Annotated in this window: 21 protein-coding genes and 2 pseudogenes; 11 read left to right on the top strand and 12 right to left on the bottom strand. The window is 71.8% G+C overall.

From position 1 onward, the window contains the following. The first annotated feature begins 185 nt into the window (after positions 1–185). Positions 186–923, top strand: a complete 738-nt coding sequence (locus ACIBJG_RS27295) for an esterase/lipase family protein (RefSeq protein ID WP_399311279.1) — start codon at positions 186–188, stop codon at positions 921–923. Positions 924–1,007: 84 nt separating this feature from the next. On the opposite strand, the gene rox is transcribed toward ACIBJG_RS27295, so the two are convergent. From rox to ACIBJG_RS27275, 4 genes are all read right to left on the bottom strand, one after another. Further along, the gene (gene rox / locus ACIBJG_RS27290) at positions 1,008–2,462 is read right to left on the bottom strand and encodes a rifampin monooxygenase (RefSeq protein WP_399311277.1); all 1,455 of its coding nucleotides are present in this window, start codon (positions 2,460–2,462) and stop codon (positions 1,008–1,010) included. A 418-nt stretch (positions 2,463–2,880) separates the two neighbouring features. After that, the gene (locus tag ACIBJG_RS27285) at positions 2,881–4,674 is read right to left on the bottom strand and encodes a hypothetical protein (protein ID WP_399311275.1); all 1,794 of its coding nucleotides are present in this window, start codon (positions 4,672–4,674) and stop codon (positions 2,881–2,883) included. A gap of 53 nt (positions 4,675–4,727) precedes the next feature. Beyond that, positions 4,728–6,374 carry a TlrC/CarA/OleB/SrmB family ABC-F type ribosomal protection protein gene (locus ACIBJG_RS27280; protein WP_399311273.1) on the bottom strand — a complete coding sequence of 549 codons (1,647 nt, stop codon included), beginning with the start codon at positions 6,372–6,374 and terminating at the stop codon, positions 4,728–4,730. A 279-nt stretch (positions 6,375–6,653) separates the two neighbouring features. Further along, positions 6,654–7,043 carry a DUF5997 family protein gene (locus tag ACIBJG_RS27275; RefSeq protein ID WP_399311271.1) on the bottom strand — a complete coding sequence of 130 codons (390 nt, stop codon included), beginning with the start codon at positions 7,041–7,043 and terminating at the stop codon, positions 6,654–6,656. A gap of 58 nt (positions 7,044–7,101) precedes the next feature. Between ACIBJG_RS27275 and ACIBJG_RS27270 the strand changes: the two genes are divergently transcribed. The 5 genes and pseudogenes from ACIBJG_RS27270 to ACIBJG_RS27250 all read left to right on the top strand — a co-directional run. Beyond that, positions 7,102–7,908, top strand: coding sequence for a LysR substrate-binding domain-containing protein (locus ACIBJG_RS27270; RefSeq protein ID WP_399311269.1), 807 nt, complete (start codon positions 7,102–7,104; stop codon positions 7,906–7,908). A 169-nt stretch (positions 7,909–8,077) separates the two neighbouring features. Continuing rightward, positions 8,078–8,590: a DinB family protein gene (locus ACIBJG_RS27265; RefSeq protein WP_399311266.1), complete on the top strand. Its 513-nt coding sequence runs from the start codon at positions 8,078–8,080 to the stop codon at positions 8,588–8,590. A gap of 130 nt (positions 8,591–8,720) precedes the next feature. After that, positions 8,721–9,218, top strand: coding sequence for a peptidylprolyl isomerase (locus ACIBJG_RS27260; protein WP_399311264.1), 498 nt, complete (start codon positions 8,721–8,723; stop codon positions 9,216–9,218). Positions 9,219–9,406: 188 nt separating this feature from the next. Beyond that, complete coding sequence (locus ACIBJG_RS27255; protein ID WP_399311263.1) at positions 9,407–10,150, top strand: Clp protease N-terminal domain-containing protein; 744 nt, start codon at positions 9,407–9,409, stop codon at positions 10,148–10,150. A 104-nt stretch (positions 10,151–10,254) separates the two neighbouring features. Beyond that, positions 10,255–10,995, top strand: a pseudogene (locus ACIBJG_RS27250) (MMPL family transporter); the annotation flags it as partial. Between the two features lie 21 nt (positions 10,996–11,016). On the opposite strand, the gene ACIBJG_RS27245 reads toward ACIBJG_RS27250, so the two are convergent. The 4 genes from ACIBJG_RS27245 to ACIBJG_RS27230 all read right to left on the bottom strand — a co-directional run bounded on the left by ACIBJG_RS27245 (position 11,017) and on the right by ACIBJG_RS27230 (position 14,822). After that, positions 11,017–12,222: a serine hydrolase domain-containing protein gene (locus ACIBJG_RS27245; protein ID WP_399311261.1), complete on the bottom strand. Its 1,206-nt coding sequence runs from the start codon at positions 12,220–12,222 to the stop codon at positions 11,017–11,019. Between the two features lie 66 nt (positions 12,223–12,288). Next, a complete protein-coding gene (locus ACIBJG_RS27240; protein WP_399311259.1) occupies positions 12,289–12,864 on the bottom strand; it encodes a histidine phosphatase family protein in 576 nt (191 codons plus the stop codon). 60 nt (positions 12,865–12,924) lie between these two features. After that, complete coding sequence (locus ACIBJG_RS27235; protein WP_399311257.1) at positions 12,925–13,356, bottom strand: GNAT family N-acetyltransferase; 432 nt, start codon at positions 13,354–13,356, stop codon at positions 12,925–12,927. After that, on the bottom strand, positions 13,353–14,822 hold the full coding sequence (locus ACIBJG_RS27230) for a PLP-dependent aminotransferase family protein (RefSeq protein WP_399311255.1): 1,470 nt from the start codon (positions 14,820–14,822) through the stop codon (positions 13,353–13,355). The genes ACIBJG_RS27235 and ACIBJG_RS27230 overlap by 4 nt, the downstream gene beginning before the upstream one ends. Between ACIBJG_RS27230 and ACIBJG_RS27225 the strand changes: the two genes are divergently transcribed. Next, a complete protein-coding gene (locus ACIBJG_RS27225) occupies positions 14,821–15,798 on the top strand; it encodes a DMT family transporter (protein WP_399311252.1) in 978 nt (325 codons plus the stop codon). The genes ACIBJG_RS27230 and ACIBJG_RS27225 overlap by 2 nt on opposite strands. 42 nt (positions 15,799–15,840) lie before the next feature. Continuing rightward, entirely contained in the window at positions 15,841–16,041 is a 201-nt protein-coding gene (locus ACIBJG_RS27220; RefSeq protein ID WP_399311250.1) for a DUF1918 domain-containing protein, read from the top strand. Between the two features lie 60 nt (positions 16,042–16,101). Here ACIBJG_RS27220 and ACIBJG_RS27215 read toward each other — a convergent pair whose 3' ends face one another. After that, positions 16,102–17,379 (bottom strand): glycoside hydrolase family 10 protein, encoded by a 1,278-nt coding sequence (locus ACIBJG_RS27215; protein ID WP_399311248.1) that lies wholly within the window; start codon positions 17,377–17,379, stop codon positions 16,102–16,104. Between the two features lie 186 nt (positions 17,380–17,565). Here ACIBJG_RS27215 and ACIBJG_RS27210 point away from each other — a divergent pair, with 186 nt between their 5' ends. Further along, positions 17,566–18,426: a 3-hydroxybutyryl-CoA dehydrogenase gene (locus tag ACIBJG_RS27210; RefSeq protein WP_399311246.1), complete on the top strand. Its 861-nt coding sequence runs from the start codon at positions 17,566–17,568 to the stop codon at positions 18,424–18,426. Positions 18,427–18,861: 435 nt separating this feature from the next. Beyond that, positions 18,862–19,065: pseudogene (locus ACIBJG_RS27205) on the top strand (transposase); the annotation flags it as partial. Positions 19,066–19,232: 167 nt separating this feature from the next. On the opposite strand, the gene ACIBJG_RS27200 reads toward ACIBJG_RS27205, so the two are convergent. Then, the gene (locus tag ACIBJG_RS27200) at positions 19,233–20,282 is read right to left on the bottom strand and encodes a hypothetical protein (protein ID WP_399311244.1); all 1,050 of its coding nucleotides are present in this window, start codon (positions 20,280–20,282) and stop codon (positions 19,233–19,235) included. A gap of 80 nt (positions 20,283–20,362) precedes the next feature. Between ACIBJG_RS27200 and ACIBJG_RS27195 the strand changes: the two genes are divergently transcribed. Further along, entirely contained in the window at positions 20,363–20,746 is a 384-nt protein-coding gene (locus ACIBJG_RS27195) for a hypothetical protein (protein ID WP_399311242.1), read from the top strand. A 116-nt stretch (positions 20,747–20,862) separates the two neighbouring features. Here ACIBJG_RS27195 and ACIBJG_RS27190 read toward each other — a convergent pair whose 3' ends face one another. Then, positions 20,863–22,218 carry a protein kinase gene (locus tag ACIBJG_RS27190; RefSeq protein ID WP_399311241.1) on the bottom strand — a complete coding sequence of 452 codons (1,356 nt, stop codon included), beginning with the start codon at positions 22,216–22,218 and terminating at the stop codon, positions 20,863–20,865. Continuing rightward, positions 22,215–24,539 (bottom strand): AAA family ATPase, encoded by a 2,325-nt coding sequence (locus ACIBJG_RS27185; protein ID WP_399311240.1) that lies wholly within the window; start codon positions 24,537–24,539, stop codon positions 22,215–22,217. The genes ACIBJG_RS27190 and ACIBJG_RS27185 overlap by 4 nt, the downstream gene beginning before the upstream one ends. Position 24,540: the final 1 nt, after the last annotated feature.

Genomic DNA, 24,540 nt, shown 5'->3' with positions numbered 1-24,540 from the left:
TTCCAGGACGGGCAGCCTGGTGAGTGCCGGACGTACCCGGCACTCGGGGCCCGCCGGGTACGTCCGGCCACGGCCGCTCGCGAGCACCGGTGAATTCGCCGATGCCGCCCACGCCCGGCGCCCCGACTCTGATCCGAGCAGGCATCCGCATCCCCGCATCCCCACACCCCTGTCAGGAGTGCCCCATGCGTCGTCGTTCACCACGCCGGATTCTCGGCGTTCTCGCGGCCGTCACGATCGCGTTCACCCTGTTCGGCTCGACGTCGGCCGCCGGCGCCGCCGACCGTGCGCCCGTCGCGAAGACCGCCACCGCCGCGGCCGTGACGCCGCTGTCGACCGGCACCCCGGTCGTCTTCGTCCACGGGTACACCGGCAACGCCTCCAACTGGGTCACCGCCAAGAGCGTCTTCCAGCTCAACGGCTGGTCCGGTTCCAAGCTGTTCGCCTACGAGTACAACTCGTACGGCAACAACGTCACCAACGCCCAGGGCCTCGCCACCTTCGTCAACAACGTGAAGTCGCAGACCGGCGCGAGCAAGGTCGCGATCGTCAACCACTCGATGGGCGGCCTCGTCAGCCAGTACTACCTGAAGGTCCTGGGCGGAAACACCAGCGTCAGCCACCTCGCCTCCATCGCGGGCGCCAACCACGGGACCACGTTCGCCAGTGCCTGCCTGATCTACACGACCTGCCAGCAGATGTACCCGGGCTCGTCGTTCATCTCTCGGATCTCCTCCGGTGACGAGACGCCGGGCGACACCAAGTACGCCACCTGGTACTCGGCGTGCGACGGCGTCATCCTCCCGTACACCAGCACCAGGCTGACCGGCGCGACGAACAACAACGTGCTCTGCCAGACCCACATCGGGTACCTGACGGACACGATCGTGCTGGGCCGGATCGCGCGCTTCGTCGCCTCCTGAGCCGCGGTACGGACCGGACACGTCTCGCCCCCCGCCCTCGTCGGCTCCAGGGGCGAGACGCCGGTCGTGCGCGGCCGGCCGGACTCAGAGGGCGGCGCCGAACCACCGGGGCAACCGGTCGAGCAGTTCCTGCTGGTCCTCACCGGCCCACGCCACGTGGCCGTCAGGGCGCAGCAGTACCGCGGGCACGTCCCGTTCCTCCCCGCCGCCACCCTCGCCGGCGTCGACGACGTGGTCGACCCGGTCCGCCCAGCCGCCCACCGAGAGCCGGCCCGTCCGGTCGAGGAGCAGCCCGCGCCCCTCGTGCATCAGGGAGTAGAGGCGCCGCCCGTCCCTCAGCTCCACGTCCCGCATCCGGCGGCCGAGCAGCTCGTGGCCTTCGCCGAAGTCGTACCGGACGTCGACCGCGGTGATCATCCCGGTCACGTACCGGTTGACCTCCTCGAAGCCCATCAGCTTCGTGAACAGCTCGCGCAGCGCGGTCGCACCAGGATCGGTCCCCAGCAGCGTGATCTGCGCGCGGGTGTTGGCCAGTACGGCGGCGCCCACCGGGTGCCGTTCGGCGTGGTAGCTGTCCAGCAGCCCCTCCGGGGCCCGTCCGGCGACCGTGGCAGCCAGCTTCCAGCCGAGGTTGAAGGCGTCCTGGACGCCGAGGTTGAGCCCCTGTCCACCGGTCGGCGGGTGGATGTGCGCCGCGTCCCCGACCAACAGCGCCCGGCCGACGCGATAGCGCTCGGCCTGCCGGGTGGCGTCCCCGAACCGGGACATCCAGCGCGGCGAGTGCACCCCGAAGTCGGTGCCCGCGACGGCCCGCAGCCGCTGTCTGAAGTCCTCGAGGGTCGGCGGTGTCGTACGGTCCTCGGAGACACCGTCGGCAGGCACGACGACGCGGCACACACCGTCGACCGCGGGGCCGACGCCGAACCGCAGCTGGGTCCTGCGGACTTCCGCGACGACGGCGGCGATCTTCTCCGGATCCTCGGTCACCTCCATCTCCCCCAGCAGCGTCTCGACCGTGGCGGGCTCGCCGGGGAAACCGACGCCGAGCAGCTTGCGCACCGTGCTGCGGCCGCCGTCGCACCCGACGAGGTAGCGCGAGCGCAACTGGGTGCCGTCTGCCAGCTCGACGGTCACGCCGGCATCGGCCCCGTCTTCGGACTGACTCAACCCGACCACTTCGCAGCCACGCCGGATCTCGGTCCCGAGTTCGACGGCACGCTCTTCGAGCAGCCGCTCGGTGACCGGCTGCGGGGTGGCGACGCCGTACGGGTGCGCCATGTCCAGCCGCTCCGGCCACGCCGTGGCGATGCCGCCGAAGAGACCGCCGACCTGGAACTTCTCGCTCACGGCCAGGAACCGTTCCAGCAGGCCGCGCTGGTCCATCATCTCGACGCTCCGCGCGTGCAGGCCCTGTCCGCGGGACTCTCCCGTCGGGCCGGTCAGCTTCTCCAGCACGACCACGTGCACGCCGTGCAGCCGCAACTCGGCGGCCAGCATCAATCCGGTCGGTCCGCCGCCGACCACGATCACGTCAATCATCGAAAACACCCATCCAAGTTCAAGAGATCAGACTTCGGCCTGCGCTCCGGCATGGTCCGTGCCGCCCGCCCACGTCCGCCCGCCCGTCCCACCGGCGGTTGGACCGGGCGCGCACGATCCTTGCTTCGCCATGAACGCGCGGACCGCGCGCCGTCGCCGACTCCGTTGGTTCCGGCTGCGGTCGATCATCGTGCGGCATACCCGGGGCCTTGCCGCAAGCCCCCGGGTGCGCTATATCTTGATAGTGGCAAGGAGTGGGAAACCCTCCTTGCCTTTCTTGTTCAGTGCTTTCGGCACTCTCGGCGTTCGCGTCCTTTTCGGCGCTCTCTGCCTTCTTGTCCTTCTCTGCTTTCGCTGCGCCCGCTGCCGCCTCCGTCGCATCGCGCCGAGGTACCGCGGGCCGGCGCCCCTCCCCCCTTCAGCCGGTTACCGCCAGCAGTTCCCGTGCCAGCTCCCTCGCCACGAGGTCCGGGTGGGGGGTGCCGTCGCAGAGAAGGGCCCTGACGACACGGCGCGGTGAGGAGACGATGTGCTCGACCGTGGGGCGGGCCGCAGACGGGAGCAGGCGCATCGTCGTGAGTGCACGCAGCGCGCCGAGGTGTGGTTCGTGCAGGCCGCCGCGGTGGGACAGCCCGTCCGCGATCACCGGCGCCGTGTCGTGCGTGCGGCCCGTGACCCGCCAGATCGCGGCAGCCGCGCCCGCCCGCCTCTCCCGGGCCGGCGCCCCCAACTGCTCTTCCAGCAGCGGGAGCAACGCACGTGCCGACGGGCCGATTTCGCCAGCCACCCGGACTGCCGCCGCACGTCGCGCCACCACATCCGGCATCAAGTGCACCACCCGCACCGCAGGTTCGGCGTCGCCGTCGACCCGCACCAGCGCCAGCGCTGCGGAAAGGTCACCCGCCCGGGCACGCGCCCGGAGGGCCTGTGAGACCTCCCGGCCGGCCGCCGGTCCCAGCACGGCCAGCACCCCGGCCGAAGCGGGCAGCAGCCTGACCAGGTCGTCCACGCAGTCGGCAGCGAGCCCCGGAAAGGGGAGCAGGGCGTCGAGCCACTCGGCGCGGGGCCGGGCCGCGACCCGACGGGCCACCGGTCCGGCCGCCGCGCCAAACACCTCCACCGCCGCTGTCACGACCGTGCCGGGCGTGCCGAGAGGGGTCAGTTGCAGCGAGGCCGCCGCCTCCGGCAGTTCGTCCATCAGCCGCACGACGAGGCCGAGCGCGCCGGGCACGCGCAGCCGCACTGCGGCAAGGGTCGCCGCGACCCGGATCTCAGGGGCGTCGGACCGCAGGTGGGAGTCGAGCCACGGGGCTGCCTCCCCGCCCGGCATCGCGGCACCCGCGCGGGCCACCTGACAGAGGTCCTCGGAGTTCGTCGCCGCGGCCGCGAGCCACGGCAGGACGTCCCTCTCCCGGTCTCGCCAGGTCTCGGTGAGCTCCAGGGCCATCGGCAGTCCCCGTTCGACGGCACGCAGGGCCGCTTCCGGGTCGTCCATCAGCCGTTGCCTGAGCGGGACGTGGGAAGCGGGCCATGGGTGGAAGATGTCCCCGTCGCCGGGCGCGGCCTCCCGGGCGTCGAGCGCCGATTCCACGAGCGTGAGCGGCAGCGGCAGCGAGGCCGTACGCAACAGGTCCGTCGCCGCGGCCCTGCGCACCGCAGGCTCCGGAGCGGAGAGCAGGCGCTGGTTGCGCGCCCTGCTGACGTCCGGCGCGACGTCCAGCAGGCCCAGCGCGGTGACGAGGTCCGCCCGCACCTCGCCGTCTTCCTCCTTCTCCAGCCGGGCCCGCAGCAGCGGGAGCAGCGGCAGGGAGGCCTCCTCACAGGCGGCGACGATCCACACCATGGCCCGCCGTACCCCCGCGTCCTGGTCCGCCGCGAGCCCGAGAAGGGCCGGAAGGGCCGTGGCCACCGCCCGTCGCGCCTGCTGCCGTTCGGGTCCCGCCCCGTCGGCCGCGCCGTGCAGCAGCCACAACAGCGGCAGACGGTCGCCGGGTCCGTCCAGTGCGAGCAGCGCGACGAATTGCATGGCCGGCGCCGTCGCCGAGTAGACGGAGCCCTGGTGGCAGAGGGAGGTGGACAGCTCGTCCACTGCCTCCTCGCGGTCCCGGGCGTTCGTCGATCCGGCCGCCCGCAGCAGGGCGGGGACATCGTCCGCCGCTCCGTACGCGTGCTCCAGTACCGCCCACTCGACGTCGTCGATCCCCTCCAGCATGGGCGTCACCCTAAGGGTTGTCCCGGACGGCCGGCGCCGGGGCGCCGGACCACTCAGGGCCTGCCGGTGGCAACGCCCTCCCTCAGCTCCAGCCGCGTGCCGCTGAACCGTGAGCGCATCCGGCGGTCATGGGTGACCAGCACCAGTGCGCCCACGTAGCCGGCCAGCGCCGCCTCCAGTTCCTCCACGAGGGCCGGCGAGAGGTGGTTGGTCGGCTCGTCCAGCAGGAGCAGGTCCACCGGCTCGCTGACCAGCCGGGCGAGTTCGATGCGGCGCCGCCGGCCGTACGAGAGGTCCCCGACGCGCGTCCGTAGGTCGTCCGGCTCGAACAGGCCGAACGACAGCAGCAGGTCGGCGTGCTCGTCGCGGTCGCCGGGGCGGCCGTGGGCGAAGGCCCCCAGTACGGTCAGGTCCGGCGGCCACGGTGTCTCCTCCTGCCGCAGGTGCCCCACCCGCCCTGCGCATCCCACCGTGCCCGCGTCCGGCCGGAGTTCCCCGGCCAGGACCCGCAGCAGGGTGCTCTTGCCGGCGCCGTTGGGGCCGGTGACCAGCAACCGCTCGGCCGGGCCGATGCGCAGTTCCGGCACCTTCAGCCGGCCCTCGACGACCACGCCGTCCAGGGCCGCGGCCGGTGCCTCGCGGGTGCCGGCCGCCGTGGTGATGCGGGCTGTGAAGGACAGCGGGGCCGGTGGCGGAGTCACCGGGTGCGCGGTGAGCCGCTCGACCCGCTCCTTCGCGTTACGGATACGGCTCATCGCACCGTGAGCACGCCCACGCGCGCGGAACGCGCCGGCCCCGGAGCCGGGCTTCGTCAGCTTGCGCGGGATGGCGTCCAGGCGGGCGCCGTTGGACTCGGCCAGTTGGCGGCTGCGGTCGAGCTCGGCCCGCCACGCGTCGTACCGCTCCTGGCGCCGGCGGCGTTCGGTGGCCTTGGTCGTGAGGTATCCGGCGTAGCCGTCCCCGTGACGGGAGACCCTGCCGCCGTCGACCTCCAGGACCGTGGTGGTGATCCGCTCCAGGAACACCCGGTCGTGGGTGACCGCGACGACCGTCCCGCGGTGGGCCCTGAGGTGGTCCTCCAGCCAGCCGACCGCCTGGTCGTCCAGGTCGTTGGTCGGCTCGTCCAGCAACAGCAGTTCCGGACGGGACGCGAGGGTCGCGGCCAGGGCCAGCCGCGACCGCTCGCCACCGGAGAGGGTCCCCAGCGGCCGGTCGCGGGACAGCCACGGCAGACCGAGCCCGTGCAGTGCGGTGTCGACCCGGGTGTCGGCGCCGTAGCCCTCGCGCGCCTCGTACCGCTCGGTCAGGCGGGCGTAGTCGGCGAGGGCCGCCTCCAGCTCCGGCCCGGGATGTGCTCCGGCCAGCGCGGACCCGGCCCGGCGCAGCTCTGCTTCGAGGGCGCGCAGCTCCCCCAGCGCCTGGTCGACGGCTTCCTGGACCGTGGCCTGCGGGGGCAGCCCGATGGCCTGGGCGAGATACCCGGTACCGCCGGGCGCGACGACGGTCACCTCGCCCGCGTCGGGCCGTTCCTCGCCCGCGAGGAGGCGGAGCAGCGTGGACTTGCCCGCCCCGTTGTCGCCTACGACGCCGGCCTTCTCACCGGGCGCCAGGCTGAACGAGATCTGCTGGAGCACGGTGCGGTCGCCGTAACGCTTGGTGACGCCGTGCAGGGAGAGTTGTGCGGAGTGTGCTGGGTGCATGCTGAAGCCCCTGTTCCCGGCCATGCCGAAAGAACGGATTCGTGGACGAATCGGCACCACGACGGCGGAGCTGAGCTCTACACGGTCGTGGGCGGGGCGATCACAGCGTTCCCATACGGACCAAGATACGGCGGGGCGGGCCGGCCGTCACCCGCTTTTACGGGCCGCCGTGGCGGCGCCTGCGCGGAAACGACGATGGGCGGTCTCCGTCGCCCCGGCCGGATCGGCAAGGGGACGGAGACCACCCACACGGCGGTCTTCAGCGGTCGGGAGCGAACGCTAGGAAGCGTTCTTGCGCTCCGCGTTCCGCTCCTTGATGCGTACGGTTTCCTTCCGGACGTCCGCCTGCGTGGCCCGCTCCTTCTGCAGCCACTCGGGGTTGTCCTGCTTCAGCGCCTCGATCTGCTCCGTGGTGAGGGCGTCCGTGACACCTCCGCGGGCGAGGCCGGAGATGGAGATGCCCAGCTTGGACGCGACCACGGGCCGCGGGTGCGGGCCGTTGCTCCGCAGTTCCTGCAGCCACGCGGGCGGATCGGCCTGGAGGGCCGCCAGCTCGGCGCGCGAGACGACACCCTCCTGGAACTCGGTGGGGGTGGCCTCGAGGTACACACCCAGTTTCTTCGCCGCGGTCGCGGGCTTCATGGTCTGGGTGGTCTGGTGCGACGTCATGGTGTCAAGAGTATCGAGCGTGTGCGCCACCTCTGACCACGACCGGTAACCTGGCGGGGTGACAGGCTCGGAAGCATCCCCTTCATTCCGGCTCGCGTACGTCCCCGGAGTGACCCCCACCAAGTGGGTGCGGATCTGGAACGAGCGTCTGCCCGGCACCCCCCTGACTCTCGTCGCGGTGCCCGCCGCCGAGGCGACGGCCCTGCTGCGCGCCGGTGAGGCCGACGCGGGCTTCGTCCGGCTGCCGGTCGACGGGACGGACCTCAGCGCGATCCCCCTCTACACCGAGCAGACCGTCGTCGTGATCCCCAAGGACCACGTGGCGGCAGCGGTCGACGAGGTCTCCCTCGCGGAGCTGGCCGACGACATCGTGCTGCATCCGCTCGACGACACCCTCGGCTGGGAGGAACTCCCCGGCAAGCCCGCGATCGAACGCCCGGCCACGACGGAGGACGCCGTCGAGCTGGTGGCCGCCGGGGTGGGTGTCCTGGTCGTCCCGCAGTCGCTCGCCCGCCTGCACCACCGCAAGGACCTCACCTACCGTCCGCTGTCGCACGCGCCGGAATCGCGGATCGCCCTGTCCTGGCCCGAGGACAGGACCACGGATCTGGTGGAGGACTTCATCGGGATCGTCCGCGGACGGACCGTGAACAGCTCTCGGGGACGCGGTACGGCGCCTGCGGAGCAGCAGCCGAAGTCGAAGCGCGGGGACGCGGGCGGCGCGCGGCGCAAGCCCGCGGCGGGTGCGTCGGCGGGGAAGAACCCCCGGAGCGGTTCGGGCGGGGCGAAGGGCACGAAGGGCGGTGCCCGCGGGGCCAAGGGCGCGGCCGGTGCGAAGCGCGGCAAGCCCCGACGGCGTCCGTAGGCGAAGCACGTACGGGCCGGGGCGGGTCTCGGGTCTCGGCGGGTCTCGGGTCTCGGCAGGTCTCGGCGGGTCTCGGGTCTCGGCGGGTCTCGGCGGGTCTCGGGTCTCGGCGGGTCTCGGCGGGTCTCGGCGGGGTGATTGTCAGACCCTCCTGGCAGCATCGGTGATCATGACGAACACCGAACGCCCCATGCCGCCCCTGAACGCCGACGAACGCACCGGTCTGGCCGCCTGGCTCGACTTCTACCGGGCCACCGTGGCGGTGAAGTGCGAGGGTCTCACCGACGAGCAGGTCCGTGACGCATCCGTGTCGCCCTCGACGCTGACCCTGATGGGACTCGTCCAGCACCTCACGGAAGTCGAGCGGAACTGGTTCCGCCGGGTGCTGACCGGCGAGGACGTCCCGCCCGCGCACGGGGCGCCGGCCGGCCCCGAGGGCCATGACGGAGGGTTCGAGCTCTCCGGCGGTGAGACCTTCGCGGGAGCTTGTGCGCGCTGGCAGGAGGAGATCGCCGTGTCCCGGGTCAACTGCGCCGCGCGCTCGCTGGAGGACACGGCCCCCTTCATTGGCGGCGAGGTGAACCTGCGGTGGATCTACACGCACATGATCGGTGAGTACGCCCGCCACAGCGGCCACGCCGACCTGCTGCGGGAGCGGATCGACGGCACTACGGGGGTGTGACGCCGCGGCGCGCGACAGGGCCGACGGCTCCGGCCGCGTGTCCACCACATGCCCCTGGCCGGTCACCCGTGAGCGGTGTTTGGACGCGCCCGCCCGTCGGGGCCGGGCGGGCAGATGTCAGGATGGTTCCATGACGAGCAAGGTTTACTTCGACATCACCATCAACGACGAGCCCGCCGGGCGCATCGTCTTCAATCTGTTCGACGACGTCGTTCCCAAGACCGCGGAGAACTTCCGCCAGCTGGCCACCGGCGAGCAGGGCTACGGCTACAAGGGTTCGTCCTTCCACCGCGTCATCCCCGAGTTCATGCTGCAGGGCGGCGACTTCACCCGCGGTGACGGCACGGGCGGCAAGAGCATCTACGGTGCGAAGTTCGACGACGAGAACTTCAAGCTGGCGCACACCAAGCCCGGCCTCCTCTCCATGGCGAACAGCGGCCCGAACTCCAACGGCTCGCAGTTCTTCATCACGACCATCGTGACGTCCTGGCTGGACGGCAAGCACGTGGTCTTCGGCGAGGTCGCCGACCAGCAGAGCATGGACCTGGTCACGAAGATCGAGGGCCTCGGCTCGCAGGGCGGACGCACCAAGGCGAAGGTCACCATCGCCGACTCCGGGACGCTCTGACCCCGGTCCCCTCGCGGAACAACCCACCGGAACGCGCCGTTCGACGAACACCGTCGGCCGGCGCGTTCCGCCGTTCCGGGCTGTCTTCCGGGCCGTCGGTCCGGACGTCGTCGCACCCCTGATCGTGTAGCGAGCACACACGTCAACCCAAGGTTGACAGTGCGCCACTGTCAACCTACCGTTGACACATGACGAATCCCGTAGGCATGACGCAGCCCGTCCGTCTGGACGACCTCATCGCAGCCATCAAGAAGGTCCACCCCGACGCCCTCGACCAGCTTCAGGACGCCGTCATCGCGGCGGACCACCTCGGTGACGTCGCCGACCACCTGATCGGCCACTTCGTGGACCAGGCCCGGCGTTCCGGCGCCTCCTGGAGCGAGATCGGCAAGAGCATGGGCGTGACCCGGCAGGCCGCCCAGAAGCGGTTCGTCGCCAAGGACCCCGGCGAGCTGTCCGAGCTCGACCCGAGCCAGGGCTTCAGCCGCTTCACCCCGCGCGCACGGAACGTCGTGATGGCCGCCCAGAACGAGGCCCGCGCCGCGGGCAACGCCGAGATCGGCACCGAGCACATCGTGCTGGGGCTGCTCATCGAGCCGGAGGCCCTCGCCGGGGCGTTCATCAAGGCACAGGGTGTCGCCCTGGACGCCGTCCGCCAGGCCGCCGAGCAGGCCCTCCCGCCGGCCGCGGAGGGCCAGCTGCCCGAGCTCATCCCGTACAACGCCGACGCCCGCAAGGCCCTGGAGCTCACGTTCCGGGAGGCTCTGCGGATGGGGCACAACTACATCGGCACGGAGCACATCCTGCTGGCCCTGCTGGAGCACGAGGACGGTGCGGGGCTGCTGACCGGCCTCGGGCTCGACAAGGCGACCGCGGAGGCGGCCATCACCGAGGCGCTCACGCTCATCGTCGACGCGCAGCAGAAGGACTGAGCCGGCCGGGACGGCCTCCGGCGGGACCTGCCGCACGGCTGCGCCGGACCACCTGCGGCTACCGGCCGTGCGGCGGAACGGGCAGTCCCCCGGACGTGTCGGAGGCCCCGCAGGACGCGGGCACGACCTCCCTCTTCAACCAGCTCAAGGACGACGTCCTGCCACAGGGAATCGCCGGTACCGACGCTGTGACCGGAACGACCGCGGCCCAGGAGGACTTCCTGGACATCGTCGCCCGCAGACTGCCCCTGATCATCGCGGTCGTGGTCGGGCTCGCCTTCGTCATCATCCTGATCGTGTTCCGTGGCGTCCTCGTCGCCGTCAAGGCTGCCGTTCTCAACCTGCTCTCCATCGCCGCTTCGTACGGAGTGGTGGTGGCGGTCTTCCAGTGGGGCTGGGGCGGGCCCTCGCTGGGAGTCTCCGGAACCGTGCCCATCGAGAGCTACGTACCGATGATGATGTTCGCCATCGTCTTCTGCCTGAGCATGGACTACGAGGTGTTCCTGATCTCCCGGGTGCACGAGGCCTGGCTGCGGACCCGGGACAGCAAAGGAGCGGTGGCACACGGGCTGGAGATCACCGCACGGGTGATCACCTGCGCCGCGCTCATCATGGTCAGCGTCTTCGCGGCCTTCGCCATCAGCGACAACATCGTGGTCAAGATGCTGGGGCTCGGGCTGGCGGTCAGCGTGCTCGTCGACGCCACGATCGTGCGGCTGCTGCTGGTCCCCGCGGCGATGACGCTGCTCGGCCGCAGCGCGTGGTGGATGCCCCGGTGGCTGGACCGGGTGCTCCCCCACATCGACACCGAGGGCGAGTCGGTCCCGCAGGTGGCCGCGCCCTGACGCGCCGCGGGGTGGCGGGGGTCACAGCGACGCGTACACCGCGTCGACCAGCGCCGTCTTGCGCGGGTCGTTCGCGATGTGCGGGCCCATCCGGTTCATGACGTACCCCAGGGTGATCCCGTTCTCCGGGTCGGCGAGGCCGCACGATCCGCCCGCACCGTCGTGGCCGAAGGCACGCGGGTTGGGTCCGTAACTGGCGTCGGGACCACTCAGCCACAGGCCGAGCGCGATCTCCGTCTCATGGACGAAGCCCGCGCCCAGCACCAGGTCGCGGCAACTGCCCTGCCCCTCGCGGACGCGCTCGGCGGCCTCCTCGGACAGGATGCGCACCCCGTCCGCACTGCCGCGCCCCGAGAGGATGCCGTACAGCGCGGCGACCGCACGGGCCGTGCCATGGCCGTTGGCTGCGGGGATCTCCGCCTCCCGCCACGCGGGGGTGTTGGCGGCGGCCGCCCCGGTGGGCGGATTGAGCAGCGAGGCGACGGCGACCGGTTCCATCCGCGTGAAGAGCGCCGCCTGCTGAGCTCTGTCCGCCTTCGGGACGACGAGTTCGGCGGCGCGCGCCGCCTCCTTCTCCGGGAGGCCGACGGTGAAGTCGATGCCGAGCGGGCCGGTCACCTCCCGCCGCAGGAACTCCCCCGGCAGCAGTCCGCTGACCCGCCGGATCACCTCGCCGACCAGGAAGCCGTACGTCAGGGCGTGGTAGCCGGACCGGGTACCGGGCTCCCACCACGGCTCGGTCGCCGCGAGCCGGGAGGTCGTGACCTCCCAGTCGTAGAGCTCCGCCAGGGTGTGCGGTGCGCGTAGGCCGGCAAGGCCGGCGCGGTGGGAGAGCAGATGCCGTACGAGAACGGCCTCCTTGCCCGCTGCGGCGAATTCCGGCCAGTACACGGCGACCGGGGCGTCGAGGTCGAGCAGGCCACGGTCGACGAGGATGTGCGCGCAGAGCGCGACCGGCCCCTTGGTGGTGGACCAGACGTTGACCAGGGTGTCCTGTTCCCAGGGACGGGTGCGGCCGCCGTCCGCCCACCCTCCCCAGAGGTCGGCGACGGGCCGGCCGTCGACCAGGACGGTGACGGCCGCGCCCAGCTCGTCACGCTCGCGGAAATTCGCCTCGAACGCGTTGCGCACCGCGGAGAATCGTTCGTCGCAGTGGCCGTGGATCTGCGGCACGGTGGCCTCCCTCACCTGGGACACGCCTGGGCGGACTCGATTCCCGGACAACATACCGACTGGTCGGACTGGCGGGAAGACGCGGCACGCACCGAAACTTCCGCACCCTGGCGGCCTCGGTCAGCGGACCCCGGTCTCCAGGCGCAGGCTCCAGCGGCGCGGCAGTCCGGTGAGCGTGACGGTGGAGAGCGGGCGGACGTCGACGTTCCAGTACGTCGACGGCGGGGCCTTCAGCGCGTAGACGAGGGCGGCCCGGACGACGGCTGGTTCGGTGACGGCGACGATGGAGCCGTCGCAGGCGGGGCGGGTGTCCAGCCAGTTGCCGATCCGGGAGATGAACGCGAGCAGGGGTTCGCCGCCGTGCGGCGCCGAGCGGGGATCCGCGAGCCAGGCGTCCACGGCGGCCGGTTCGCGCGCGGTGACGTCGGAGAGCGTGCAGCCACGCCAGCGCCCCATGTCGCAGTCGCGCAGGGCGGGCTGGACCAGCGGCGCGAAGCCGAGCGCATCGCCGGTGGCGCGGCTGCGGGCGGTCGGCGAGCAGTAGCGCAGTTCGGCCGCGCCCAGGGGCACCAGGGCCGGGGCGGCGAACTGCACCTCGTGCCAGCCCGCCTGGTCGAGCGGCCGGTCGTCGTCGAAGCGCTCACCGAGCAGGGAGGAACTGCGGGCCGCGGCGACGAGCGAGACTCGAACACTCATGGGCGCGATCGTGGAGCCGATCGCCGCGCAGGTCAAGAGCGCCGCCACAGCGGTTCCGGTTCAGGCGAACCGCAGGCACATCCATTGGTCCGGGTTGTCCAGCGGCTGGAAACCAACCTTCTCGTACACACCGTGCGCATCGGCCGTGGCGAGCAGGAACCTTCGGACACCGGTCGGGGCGAGGTGGTCGCGCGCCGCCGCGACGAGCTTGCCGCCCAGGCCCTGCCCGCGGGCCGCGGGGTCGACGTACACGTCACAGAGCCACGCGAACGTCGCGAGATCGCTCACCACGCGGGCATAACCGGCCTGTTCGCCGGAGGCGAGGTCGTAGGCCCCGAAGTTGAGCGACCCGGCGATGGCCCGGTCCTGGTGCTCCCGGGTTCGCCCCGTGGCCCAATAAGCGTCGGTGGACATCCAGTTGTGGATCCGGACGGCGTCCAGGCGGGCGGGGTCGGACGAGATCTCGTAGCGTTCCTGAGGCGTTTCGGTCATGGCCGGACCCTATCGGCCGGGGTGTCGAGCACCCCTTCCCAGGCGGTGCACAGCCGCCGCACCCCTTCGGCGATCTCGGCGAGGCCCGCGACCGCGACGAAGCTCAACCTGACCTGCGGCGAAGGGGATTCGGCACAGAAGTAGGGCCGTCCCGGTGCGATGGCGACACCGGCGCGCAGGGCCGCGGCGACCATGGCGGACTCGTCCGCGCCGGCGCCGGATTCGGGCAGGCGCAGCCAGAGGTTGCCACCGCCTGCGGGGATGTGCGGGAGTGCGAGGCCGGGCAGTTCCCGGCGCAGCGCGGTGATCATGGCGGTGCGGCGGATGCGCAGCTCCGTGGAGACGGAGCGCAGGTGTCGCCCCCAGGCGGGAGAGCCGACGAGCTCCAGCGCGGCCTCCTGGAGCGGCCGGGGAACGAAGAGGCTGTCGACGACCTGGATCGCCCGCAGCCTTTCCAGGACCGGCCCCCGGGCGGCGAGGGCGCCCACCCGGAAGCTGGGCGAGGTGGCCTTGGTCAGCGAACAGACATGGACGACGACTCCGTCGGGGTCGTCGGCGGCCAGCGACGCGGGGAGCGGGCCGGCGTCGTCATGGACGAGGTTGCGGGCGAAGTCGTCCTCGACGACGAACGCGCCCGCCTCCCGGGCGATCCGGACGACCTCGCCACGCCGGCTGTCGGCGAGGACTGTGCCCGTCGGGTTCTGGAAGAGGGGCTGGCACACCAGGACGCGGGCGCCGGTGGCCCGGAAGGCCGCGGCCAGCAGTTCGGGCCGCACGCCGTCGGCGTCCATGGGCACGGGCACGGGGCGCAGACCGGCGGCCCGTGCGGCCGCCAGCATGCCGGGGTAGGTGGGTGATTCGACGAGGACGGGCGCCCCGGGCTGGGCGAGGGCGCGCAGGGCGGTGGCCAGGGCGCTCTGGCCACCCGCGGTGATCAGCACATCGGCCGCGGTGAGGGTGGGGCCGATCTCGCGGGCGAACCAGGCACGCAGTTCGGTGAGCCCGTCGGTGGGCGGGCGGCTCCAGGCTCCGGGGCGGCGGCCGGCCCTGGCGAGGGCTGCCGCCAAGGCCCGCTCGGGCTGGAGCGAGCTGTGCAGATAGCCGCCGTTGAACTCGACGACCCCCGTGGGCGGGGGCGTCAGAGTGACCAGCAGGCCGGACGCGTCGACCGTACGGGGCACCACTTCGGGTCCGCCGTCGCCGTTGAGCGACACCTCCTGCCAGGAGGTGTCGGCGGGCGGAGTCACGTCGGTACGGGGCTGCGCCCGGAACGCCCCGGATCCGGGACGGGTGACGACGAGACCCTCCGCGGCAAGCTGCGCGACGGCCCGGGAGACGGTCACGGGGCCGGCCCTGAACCGTTCGACGAGGGCGCGGCTGGACGGCAGCTTCTCTCCGGGTGAGTAGCGGTTCAGCTCACCCCGGAGGACTTCGGCCAACTCCGCGACACTGCTACGCTCTTGCATGACAGCAAAGGATAGCGCTACTACTGGGCCCGCGATAGCGGTCGGCCCGACCGCGGACGGCTCCGCACAGCCCGGCCCCGCGGCAGCCCCCGCGTCCGGACCCCTCCCGGCAGGCCGGAACGGCACGTTGCCCGCCCTGCTCGGAGTGGCCTCCTTCTCGCTGACCTTCCCCTCCACCGCGTGGGGCCTGGAGAGCTTCGGCCCCTGGTCCCTGGTCGCGCTGCGCAGCCTGCTGGCCGCCGCGATCGCGGGCGCCGTGCTGCTCGCGGCCCGGGTGAGGGTGCCCGAGCGGCAGCACTGGGCCGGGCTCGCGGTCGTGGCGGGCGGCGTGGTGGTGGGGTTCCCGCTGCTGACCACGCTGGCCCTGCAGACGTCGACGACCTCGCACGCGGCGGTGGTGGTCGGCCTCCTGCCGCTGACCACCGCGATGTTCTCCTCGGTCCGCACCGGTACGCGGCCGGCCCGCGCGTTCTGGGCCGCGGCACTCGCCGGGGCGGCGGTGGTGATCGCCTTCACCGTGCTGCAGAGCGGCGGCGGCCTTTCGGCCGGGGACCTCTACCTGTTCTGCGCGCTGCTGGTCTGCGCGGCCGGGTACACCGAGGGCGGCAGGCTGGCGAAGGTGATGCCGGGCTGGCAGGTGACCGGCTGGGCCCTGATCCTCACCGTGCCGCTCGCGGTCGCGGGCGCCGCGGTGGCGTTGCCGTACGAGCCGGTGCGGTGGACCGCGCACGGAGTGATCGGACTGGCCTGGGTGGCGGTGGCCTCGACCTTCTTCGGCCTGTACGTCTGGTACCGCGGTATGGCCGAGATCGGCGTGGCGCGGGCCAGCCAGCTCCAGCTCGCACAGCCCCTGCTGACGCTCATCTGGTCGTTCCTGCTGCTCGGCGAGGAGGTCACTCCCGCGGCCCCGGTGGCGGCGGTCGCGGTCCTCGTCTGCATCGCCGCCACCCAGCGCGCCGGATCCGGCCGGTCATAGACTTGTCGACATGGAACGCCACCCGTGAGGAGGTCACTCCCGATGGAGGCACACACGGGCGACCGGCTGCTGACGCACGGCAGGACCGTGGGGCAGCACGACCGGGTCGCAGAGATCGTCGAAGTACTCGGGGACGCGGGCACGCCCCCGTACCGCGTCCGCTTCGAGGACGGACACGAGCACCTGCTCGCGCCCGGCCCCGACAGCGTCGTCCAGCACACCACCGGCCGGAGCCGGGACTAGGGCCTGTCCGACCCTGATCCGCCGGACAGGCCCTGGGGCCTTCCGTTCGGATCATGCCGGTCAGCGGGGCGGGCGGGCCCGCGACCGGTAGTGGTCGGCCACCACCCGGTTCATCGCGCCGATCCGGTCCGTGACCACGCTCTTCCCCGAGAAGTAGACGTGGCCGCGGACCTGGTCGTACGCGGCGGCGAAGTCGACATGGCGGGACAGCTCGGCCGGGTCCTGCCAGGCCGCCGGCTGGGCGGGGTCGCCGGCTTTGTAGAGGGCCTCACCGATGAAGAGGTCCACGCCCGTGCCCCGGACCACGTCCGCCCACCAGGGCACCAGTGCCGCGTAGTCGGCGGGGGCGAAGCCGAGGTTCCAGTACAACTGCGGACAGACATGATCGATCCACCCCTTCTTGATCCAGCCACGGGTGTCGGCGTACAGATCGTCATACGTCTGCACGCCCGCGTCGGTGCGCGAGCCGAGCGGGTCGGTGGAGGCGTTGCGCCACACGCCGAAGGGGCTGATGCCGAAGCGCACGGCCGGCTTGAGCGCCTTGATCCGCTCGGACATCTCCCGCACCAGCGTGTCGGTGTTGGAGCGCCGCCAGGCGGCCCGGTCGGGGAAGCCGGCGCCGTACTTCGCGTACGCGGCACCGTCCTCGAAGCTCTGGCCCGCCACCGGGTACGGATAGAAGTAGTCGTCCCAGTGGACGGCGTCGATGTCGTAGCGGCGCACCGCGTCGAGCATCGCGTCCTGGACGAAGGCGCGAACCTCGGGCAGTCCCGGGTTGTAGTAGAGCTTCCCGCCGTACGACAGGACCCACTCGGGGTGCAGTCGCGCGGGGTGAGCGGCGGACAGCCGGGACGGGTCGGTGTGGTTGGCGACCCGGTACGGGTTGAACCAGGCGTGCAGCTCCAGGCCGCGGCTGTGGGCCTCCTGGACGGCCGTGCCCAGCGGGTCCCAACCTGGGTCCTTGCCCTGGACGCCGGTGAGGCACTCGGCCCACGGCTCGTACGGTGAGGGCCACAGCGCGTCGGCCGAGGGGCGGACCTGGAGGATCACCGCGTTCAGCCGCCGGGCGACGGCCTCGTCGAGGTACGCGATCAGCCCGGCCCGCTGCGCCGCGGCGGACAGGCCCGGTTTCGACGGCCAGTCGACGTTCGCGACCGTGGCCACCCACATGCCGCGCAGCTCACGCCGCAGCGCGTCGCGGGGCCCGCCGGGCCAGCCCGGACGGCCGCCGCCCCGCGGGGCCGCGGCGGCGTCACCCGCCATCACGGCCGTGCCCATCACCCCCGCGACCGTCCCGGCCGCACCCGTCACGAACTTCCTTCGGTCCATGCGCCGCATTTCGCCGCACCTGCCCTTCCCGTACGTGCCCTACGCCCCGGAATCCGGGCGTGAAAACGAGCATGCCCGCCCCGGCCCGCAATCCCCGGCAGGACGCGGAGTAACGTCGTGGGGTCGTGGTGGAGCCCGGAATCGTACGGAAGCCGCCGACCGGAGAACAGCGAAAGGCACGAGGTGACGGACTCTATGGCCGACATTGCACGCGTCGGAGTGGTGGGCTGTGGCCAGATGGGCGCAGGCATCGCGGAGGTGTGCGCCCGCAGCGGCCTCGACGTCAAGGTGGCCGAGACCACCGGCGAGGCGCTGGAGATCGGCCGCACCCGGCTCCACAACTCCCTCTCGAAGGCCGCCGAGCGCGGCAAGATCACCGAGGAGGAGCGCGACGAGACCCTCGGCCGCCTCAGCTTCACCACCGACCTCGGCGAGTTCGCCGACCGCGACCTCGTCATCGAGGCCGTCGTGGAGAACGAGCAGGTCAAGACCGAGATCTTCCAGGTGCTGGACCAGGTGGTGACCCGGCCGGACGCGATCCTCGCCTCCAACACCTCCTCGATCCCGCTGGTGAAGCTGGCCGTCGCGACCTCCCGCCCGGACCAGGTCATCGGCATCCACTTCTTCAACCCGGCCCCGGTGCAGAAGCTCGTCGAGCTGATCCCCGCGCTGACCACGTCGGACGAGACGGTCAAGCGCGCCGAGGCGATGGTGCAGGACATACTGGGCAAGCACCCGATCCGCGCCCAGGACCGGTCCGGCTTCGTCGTCAACGCGCTGCTGATCCCGTATCTGCTCTCCGCGATCCGGATGTTCGAGTCGGGTATCGCCAGCCGCGAGGATATCGACAACGGCATGGAGATGGGCTGCGCCCACCCGATGGGCCCGCTCAAGCTCGCCGACCTGATCGGCCTCGACACGGTGGCCTCGGTCGCCGACTCGATGTACGCCGAGTACAAGGAGCCGCTGTACGCCGCTCCCCCGCTGCTCCAGCGCATGGTGGACGCGGGCCGCCTCGGCCGGAAGACAGGTTCGGGCTTCTACCCCTACGAGTGACCGTCCTACTGGCGGCCCGGCGCTCACGCCGCCGGGCCCGCCGGGGCACGTCAGCCGAGGTCAGGACTGCGTGCGGCCCCGAAGAGCCTCGTCAACTACTGCCGACCCGACGCCGTGCCGGAGCGCTGCAGAGGGACGGCGAGGCTGCACGTGCCCAAGCCCAGGGCCTTTCAACGCTGTCGCAGCCTTCCGTGCTTGTACTGCGAAAACTCCCTCGGATCTCCCTCCGACAGAGCTGAAAGTCCCTGAAAAATCCCTGGCGACTACGGACCCGGGACCTACGCACTACGAGACCGTGTGCGTTCGTGCTGCGTGGTGTGCCCGGCCGTGCTGCTGAGTGACGTTCTGCCTGCTCAGAGCGCTTGCGGCTAATGGGTCTGTACTACCTCGTATACGCCGTCAACAGGCGTCCGGCCACCGGCCGTGAAAACCGAACGGCTGTCCCCGGCCCGCGTCCGGCGAGGGTTTCGCAACCTCCGCCGGAAGGCGGTTCGTCCCACAGCCGCACCGAAACCGGGCAGGCCCGGCCCCGGACGTCCGCCCGGCAGCCGCAACCAGCACAAGGCCCGCATCCAAAACGTCGGGAAGGCCATGAAACGCGCCGAAACGATCAAGGGACACGAACAACGGCGAGGTTAAGCGTCAAGCCGCGAAGCACGCAGCCACACCCGTCTCCAGGGCCAGGCTGCATAACCAAGGTCTCTACGAAATCACGGGATTGACAGCGAGCGCGCCAGGTCCGATCCCATCGGAGGTTCCCCGCGTTCAGGAGCTCCTCCCGCGTCCGCGTGGCGCCTCCTCCGCGCCTACCCCCCCGCCTGGGTCGTCTCTCCCGGGGCGGCGCGGGGGACACCCAGGTGCGGCAGTTCCAGGTGCCGGAGCCCGCGAGGAGTGGACAACTCGCCGGAGTAGACCAACTCGGAGGTGTCCACCTCCAGGGTGATGAGCGCGTCCACCAGCAGGGCCGTGGCCTCGCGGGCATGCTCGCTCCGCTTCTGCGCGCCGCGGAACCGGCGCTGCCACAGGCCGCCGCGGCGCCGCCAGCCGAGACGGGTGAGCCGCTCGGGGCCGGCCAGGTCCGCGAAGTGCGTGAAGGCTTCGACCCGGAGATCCTCCTCCTCGTTCCAGGCGCTGACGAAGCGAAGCGGGTCGCGGGCGGAGGACAGGTGCATGGTGAAGGCGCCGGGCAAGGTGGGCACTTGGGCGCACAGCGCCTGCATCACGGCACTCAGCCGTGCCTGGGCGTCCGTCCAGTTCCGCACGGGCTGCGGAGGCTCGGGTGCGCAGGGGTGCGCGGGGACCGAGCCACGCCACACGTCCGGCTGCCCCGGGCGGGACTCGGTGCCGTTAGCGGTCCGGAGCAGCTGGAGGATGACACAGCCCTCGTCCAGCATGACGGCCACGCTGACGCCCGGCCTGTGCCACACCGCCCGGGGGCCCGGGCCGGCCAGCCAGGTGGGCGGTCCGCCGAGGGCGCGTTCGGTGAGTTCGCGGGCGGTCTGGGCGAAGTGCCATTCGCTGGAGTGGTCATCGTCGTAGGCGATGCCATAGGTGAGGTTGACTTCCAGGCCGAGCACCTGCCCGGGGTCCCCGGACGCCACCGTCAGCACCCCGACGCCCTGGCGAGGGCCCTCGGGGGGACTGCCCAGGGTCCAAGCCACCTCCGGGCGCCGCCCCCGGGCCGGGTCCGGAGGGTGCTGCCCAGGGGAGACGGGGAGAAGCTGCCATCCCAGCGTGGCGACCGCGGCCCGCACTTCCGGCAGCAGCCAGCTGCCCATGTCGAGCGGTATCAGCTCGTCCAGCAAGCTCTGGAACCGCGTCTCCGAGTCCCAGCCCTTGTACCTGTCTGCCGTCATCCTGGTGAGGCTACAGACAGGTACGCTCGACGCGAAGCCGGGTGTGCCGAACAGCGGTTGTCGAAGCGAAGGACAGTGCGGTGGAGCTGAGGACCGTGGGAATGTACCGGGAGATGTACGAGGGCGACCACGGCCACCTGCCGTCGATCTACGAGTCGGTGGCCACGCGGGCGCTGCCCGACCGGGACGCCGTCGTCCGGTATCTCCGCGAGAGCCCCGGGGCATTCGACGTGATGGAGGCCACTCCGCACCTGCTCGACGAACGGCAGACGATCCCGGGTGGGCCCTCCCTGCACTCCGACGGCGAATGGATCTGGCGGGTCGACTCCATCGAGTACCTGGCGTACCAACCGTTGGAGATTCCCGCCGAGTTCGTCGAGCACGTACGGGCGCGGGACTATCGGCCGCCTACGGCTCTCGACTGGACCGACGAGTTCGATGCCGCTGTGATGCGGTACTTCTGAACTCGACGTGCCCGGGGGTCCCGGAAGCGCCGACGTGATCCCCGACAGAGTCACGCCGCTGCCTCCGAGCTGGGTGACGAGCGGGCCGACGAACGTGCCGGCCGGCACTGAGCCCTTCACACCCGCTCCAGTTCCCGTCTCAGCTCCGCCGCGCTCAGGAAGCCGATCTGTGGCCGCTCCTGGAGTGCGTGGTCGATGATGTCCGCCAGCGCCGGCGGGACACCGGGCTCACGTTTCCGGATCGGCACCGCCGGCTCCTGCAGTACGACCTGCCACGGGTCCTTCGTGGGCGGGAACTCCCTCGGTGTCTTCCCGGTCAGGGCGTTGTACAGGCAGGCGGCCAGGGCCCACACATCCACGGCGGGCTCCGCCCTGCGGAAGTTGACCACCTGCTGGCGTGGCATGAACATCGGCTTGCCCGCAGTGGCCCCGGTGCGTGTCAGACCGCTCAGTCCGGCCTGGTCGAAGGCTTTCCCGATGCCGAAGTCCGCGATCTTCGCCGTCATCGTGCCGTCCGGGCGCGGGTGCAGCAGGATGTTGGACGGGGTCAGATCACGGTGGACGACGCCCTGCTGGTGCGCGTGCTCCAGACCGTGCAGGGCCTGCACGGCGAGCGGCACCACCTCTTCGGCCGACAGGCGCCCCCCACGCTTGGCCAGCAGGCGGTCCAGGCTGCCACCGGTGCAGAACTCGGTGGTCAGGTAGAAGGTGCCGTCCGCGAAGCCGGCGTCGTGCAGGGCGACCACGTGCGGGTGCGTCAACGCCCGGGTGAGCGCCACCTCGCGGAGGAAGCGAGTCCGGGCGGTCGCGTTCGCCGCCGTCCTGGGCAGCATCACCTTCAGGGCCACCTCCGCGGCGGTGGACTCGTGCCGCGCCAGGTACACCGCGCCCATGCCGCCCCGGCCGAGCTCGCGGATCACGGTGTAGCCGCGGATCGCCGCGAGATCCCCACGCCCGCCGCGAGCCAGCTCCAGCAACAGTTTCAGTACGGCAGCCGGCTCCGACTGGCAGGAAGCGCACAGCATTTCGCCGTCACGGCCGTGCATCTTCTCGCCGACGTCCCGGCCGCACTTGGCGCAGGTCACAGACTCGCGTGTGACCTGCCGTGTGATCCCCACCCGCAGAACGGTCTCGCCGATCCGGATCTCGTCGCCGTCCGTCAGGTCGCGCTCCGGGTAGGAATCTCCCGCCGCCTCAGCGGGGGTGAGCCCGGCGCTCCGCTGCCCGATCTTCTCCCCGTTGACGAACGTGCCGTTGAGACTGCCGAAGTCGCGGACACGGATGTCGGGCGGATTGATGTCGATCAGGCAGTGGTGGCGGGAGACCGTACGATGGTGGTCGTCGTTCGGCAGCCGCGGCGAACAGTCCGGGGAACGGCCGACAACGCAAGTGGTACGGGCGTCGAAGACGTAATCAGGGGGCTCCAGGCGCCCCTTGACGACCGTGAGCGTGACGGTGGCAGGTGCGGTCATCGTTCTTCCTCCGCTGCGGGCGAATCCACGGGCACGAAGACCAACTCCTGGCCCAGGACGTCAGCGCGTACCCTGGCGCCGTCGGTGACGGTTCCGGTCAGCAGGGCCCGGGCGAGCGGTTGGACCAGTAGACGGTCGACGGCCTGTTCCAGCTTCCTGGCCCCGGCAAGTGCGCCGGAGCTGTGGCGGAGCAGCAGCGCACGGGCGGCGGCAGTGACGGTCAGGTCGATGGCTCGGGGGGAGAGCCGGGCATCCACCTGGGCGAGCAGCTTGTCCAGCACGGGATCCATCGAGGCGTCCGACAGCGGAGCGAAGACCACCACCCGGGCGATTCGGCCGAGGAGTTCGGGCCGCAGCCGCTGCCGGAGCGCGGCCATGACCGCCTCTTTCGCAGGGCGGCGAGGGGTGCCGCCGTTCGGTGCGAAGCCGGCGGGGTACGCGGGGGCCGGGGCGGCCCCCAGGTTCGAGGTGAGGATCACCACGGCTTCGGAGAACGGCACCCGACGCCCCCGGGCGTCTGTCAACTGCCCCTCGTCACAGATCTGCAGAAGGATGTCGAGGATCTCCGGGTGCGCCTTCTCCACCTCGTCGAAGAGTACGACGCTGTGCGGACGGTCTCGGAGCGGGCCGCTCAATTGTCCCTCGCGGTCGTGTCCGAGGTAGCCGGGCGGAGCGCCGAGCAGCCGGGAGATCGCATGACGCTCCTTGTACTCGGACAGATCGATGCGGACCAGACGCCGCTCGTCCGTGAAGAGGAACTCGGCCAGTGCTTTGGCCAGTTCGGTCTTTCCGGTTCCGGTCGGTCCGGCGAAGAGCAGTACACCGACCGGACGCCGCGGGTCACCGAGCCCCGACCGGCCGGTCCGTACCGCTTCGGCCACAGCGCGCACCGCTTCTTCCTGTCCGACGACGCGGCGGCCCAGATGCTCCTCCATGGCCAGGAGCCGTTCCGCTTCTCCCTGCGCCACGTGCTGCAGGGGCAGCCGGGCCCGCTCGGCCACCACCGCGGCGACCTCGTCCCGTCCGACCCGCAGGCTCTCGCCGGCCGGCGCGCCGTCGGGGCCGAGGGTGCGGATACGGGCGGCGGCGCACGCCTGGTCGAGGGCGTCGATGGCCTTGTCCGGCAGCCGCTGGTCGGGCAGATGCCGGACGGTGAGGTCGACGGCTGCCTCGGCCGAACCTGTCTCGATCCGAACGCCGTGGTGTGCCGCCAACGACTGGGCCACACCGGCGAGAATCGCCACGGACTCCGCACGGCCCGGCTCGTCCACCCAGATGACGCCGAAGCGCCGCTGCAACGCCGCGTCGTCCTCGATGTCGCGTCGGTACTCACCGGGCGTGGTGGCACCGATGCAGCGCAGCTCGCCCCGGGCCAGGGCGGGCTTGAGGATGTTGGCGGCGTCACTCGCTCCGCGGCCCCCGGCGTGCAGGACGGTGTGGAGTTCGTCGATGAACAGGACGACGTCCGGCGCGCCGCGGGCCTCCGCCAGTACGGCCTGGAGCCGTTCCTCGAACTCGCCGCGGTACTTCGTGCCCGCCACCAGCGCGGACATGGACAGCTCCACGATGCGGGCGCGGGCCAGATCGGCGGGCGCGCCGGGGGATGCCAGCCGTTGGGCGAGACCCTCGACGATGCCGGTCTTCCCGGTCCCCGCGTGCCCGACGAGCACGGCGTTCGCCTTGTGCCGGCGCACCAGGACGCGGGCGAGGGCCCGGAGTTCGTCCCGACGGCCGATGAGCGGCGGCAGCTTGCCCGCGCGGGCGAGCGCACTGAGGTCCCGCCCGTAGTGGTCGAGGTACGGGGTGCCGGTCGGCTGCTCGGCCCCCGCCGGGAAGAATGCCGCGAGTGCGTCCGTAATGCCGTACGACGCCAGCACCTTCCGCCCCACCGGGGACAGCGCCTCGAGTGCGGCCCGCAGCAGGTTCACGGCATCCACCGCCCCCGGCCCGGCCAGCTCGGTGGCGCGGACGAACACGCGACGCGCGGCACGGCCGAGACGGCGTTCACCAACGGCCCCTGCTTCCGGCGTGGCCCGGGCGGCGAGCGCGTCGCGCAGGCTGCGGCGCAGCTCACGCGGGCTGACGTCGGCCTCGTCGAAGTGCTGGTTCACGCGTCGGGCATCGGCCTCGACGGCACGCCGGGCGTCGGCGTCCAGTCGTCCGCGGCCAAGAACCTCCGCGAGGTCGGGCCGGCACAACGAGCCGAGCCCCACCAGCAGATGGTCGGGCTCCGCCTCGGCCGCCCGACCGGCGTGCGCCTCCACGAGCGCCCGCCCCAGGACGAACACGACGCTGTCGGCATACCTGGCTCCCTCACTCATC

This window comes from Streptomyces sp. NPDC050422 (assembly GCF_044458665.1).
Taxonomy (GTDB): Bacteria; Actinomycetota; Actinomycetes; order Streptomycetales; family Streptomycetaceae; genus Streptomyces.
Note: the sequence above shows the minus strand (reverse complement) of the source record. Positions and strands in the feature narration are given on the sequence as shown.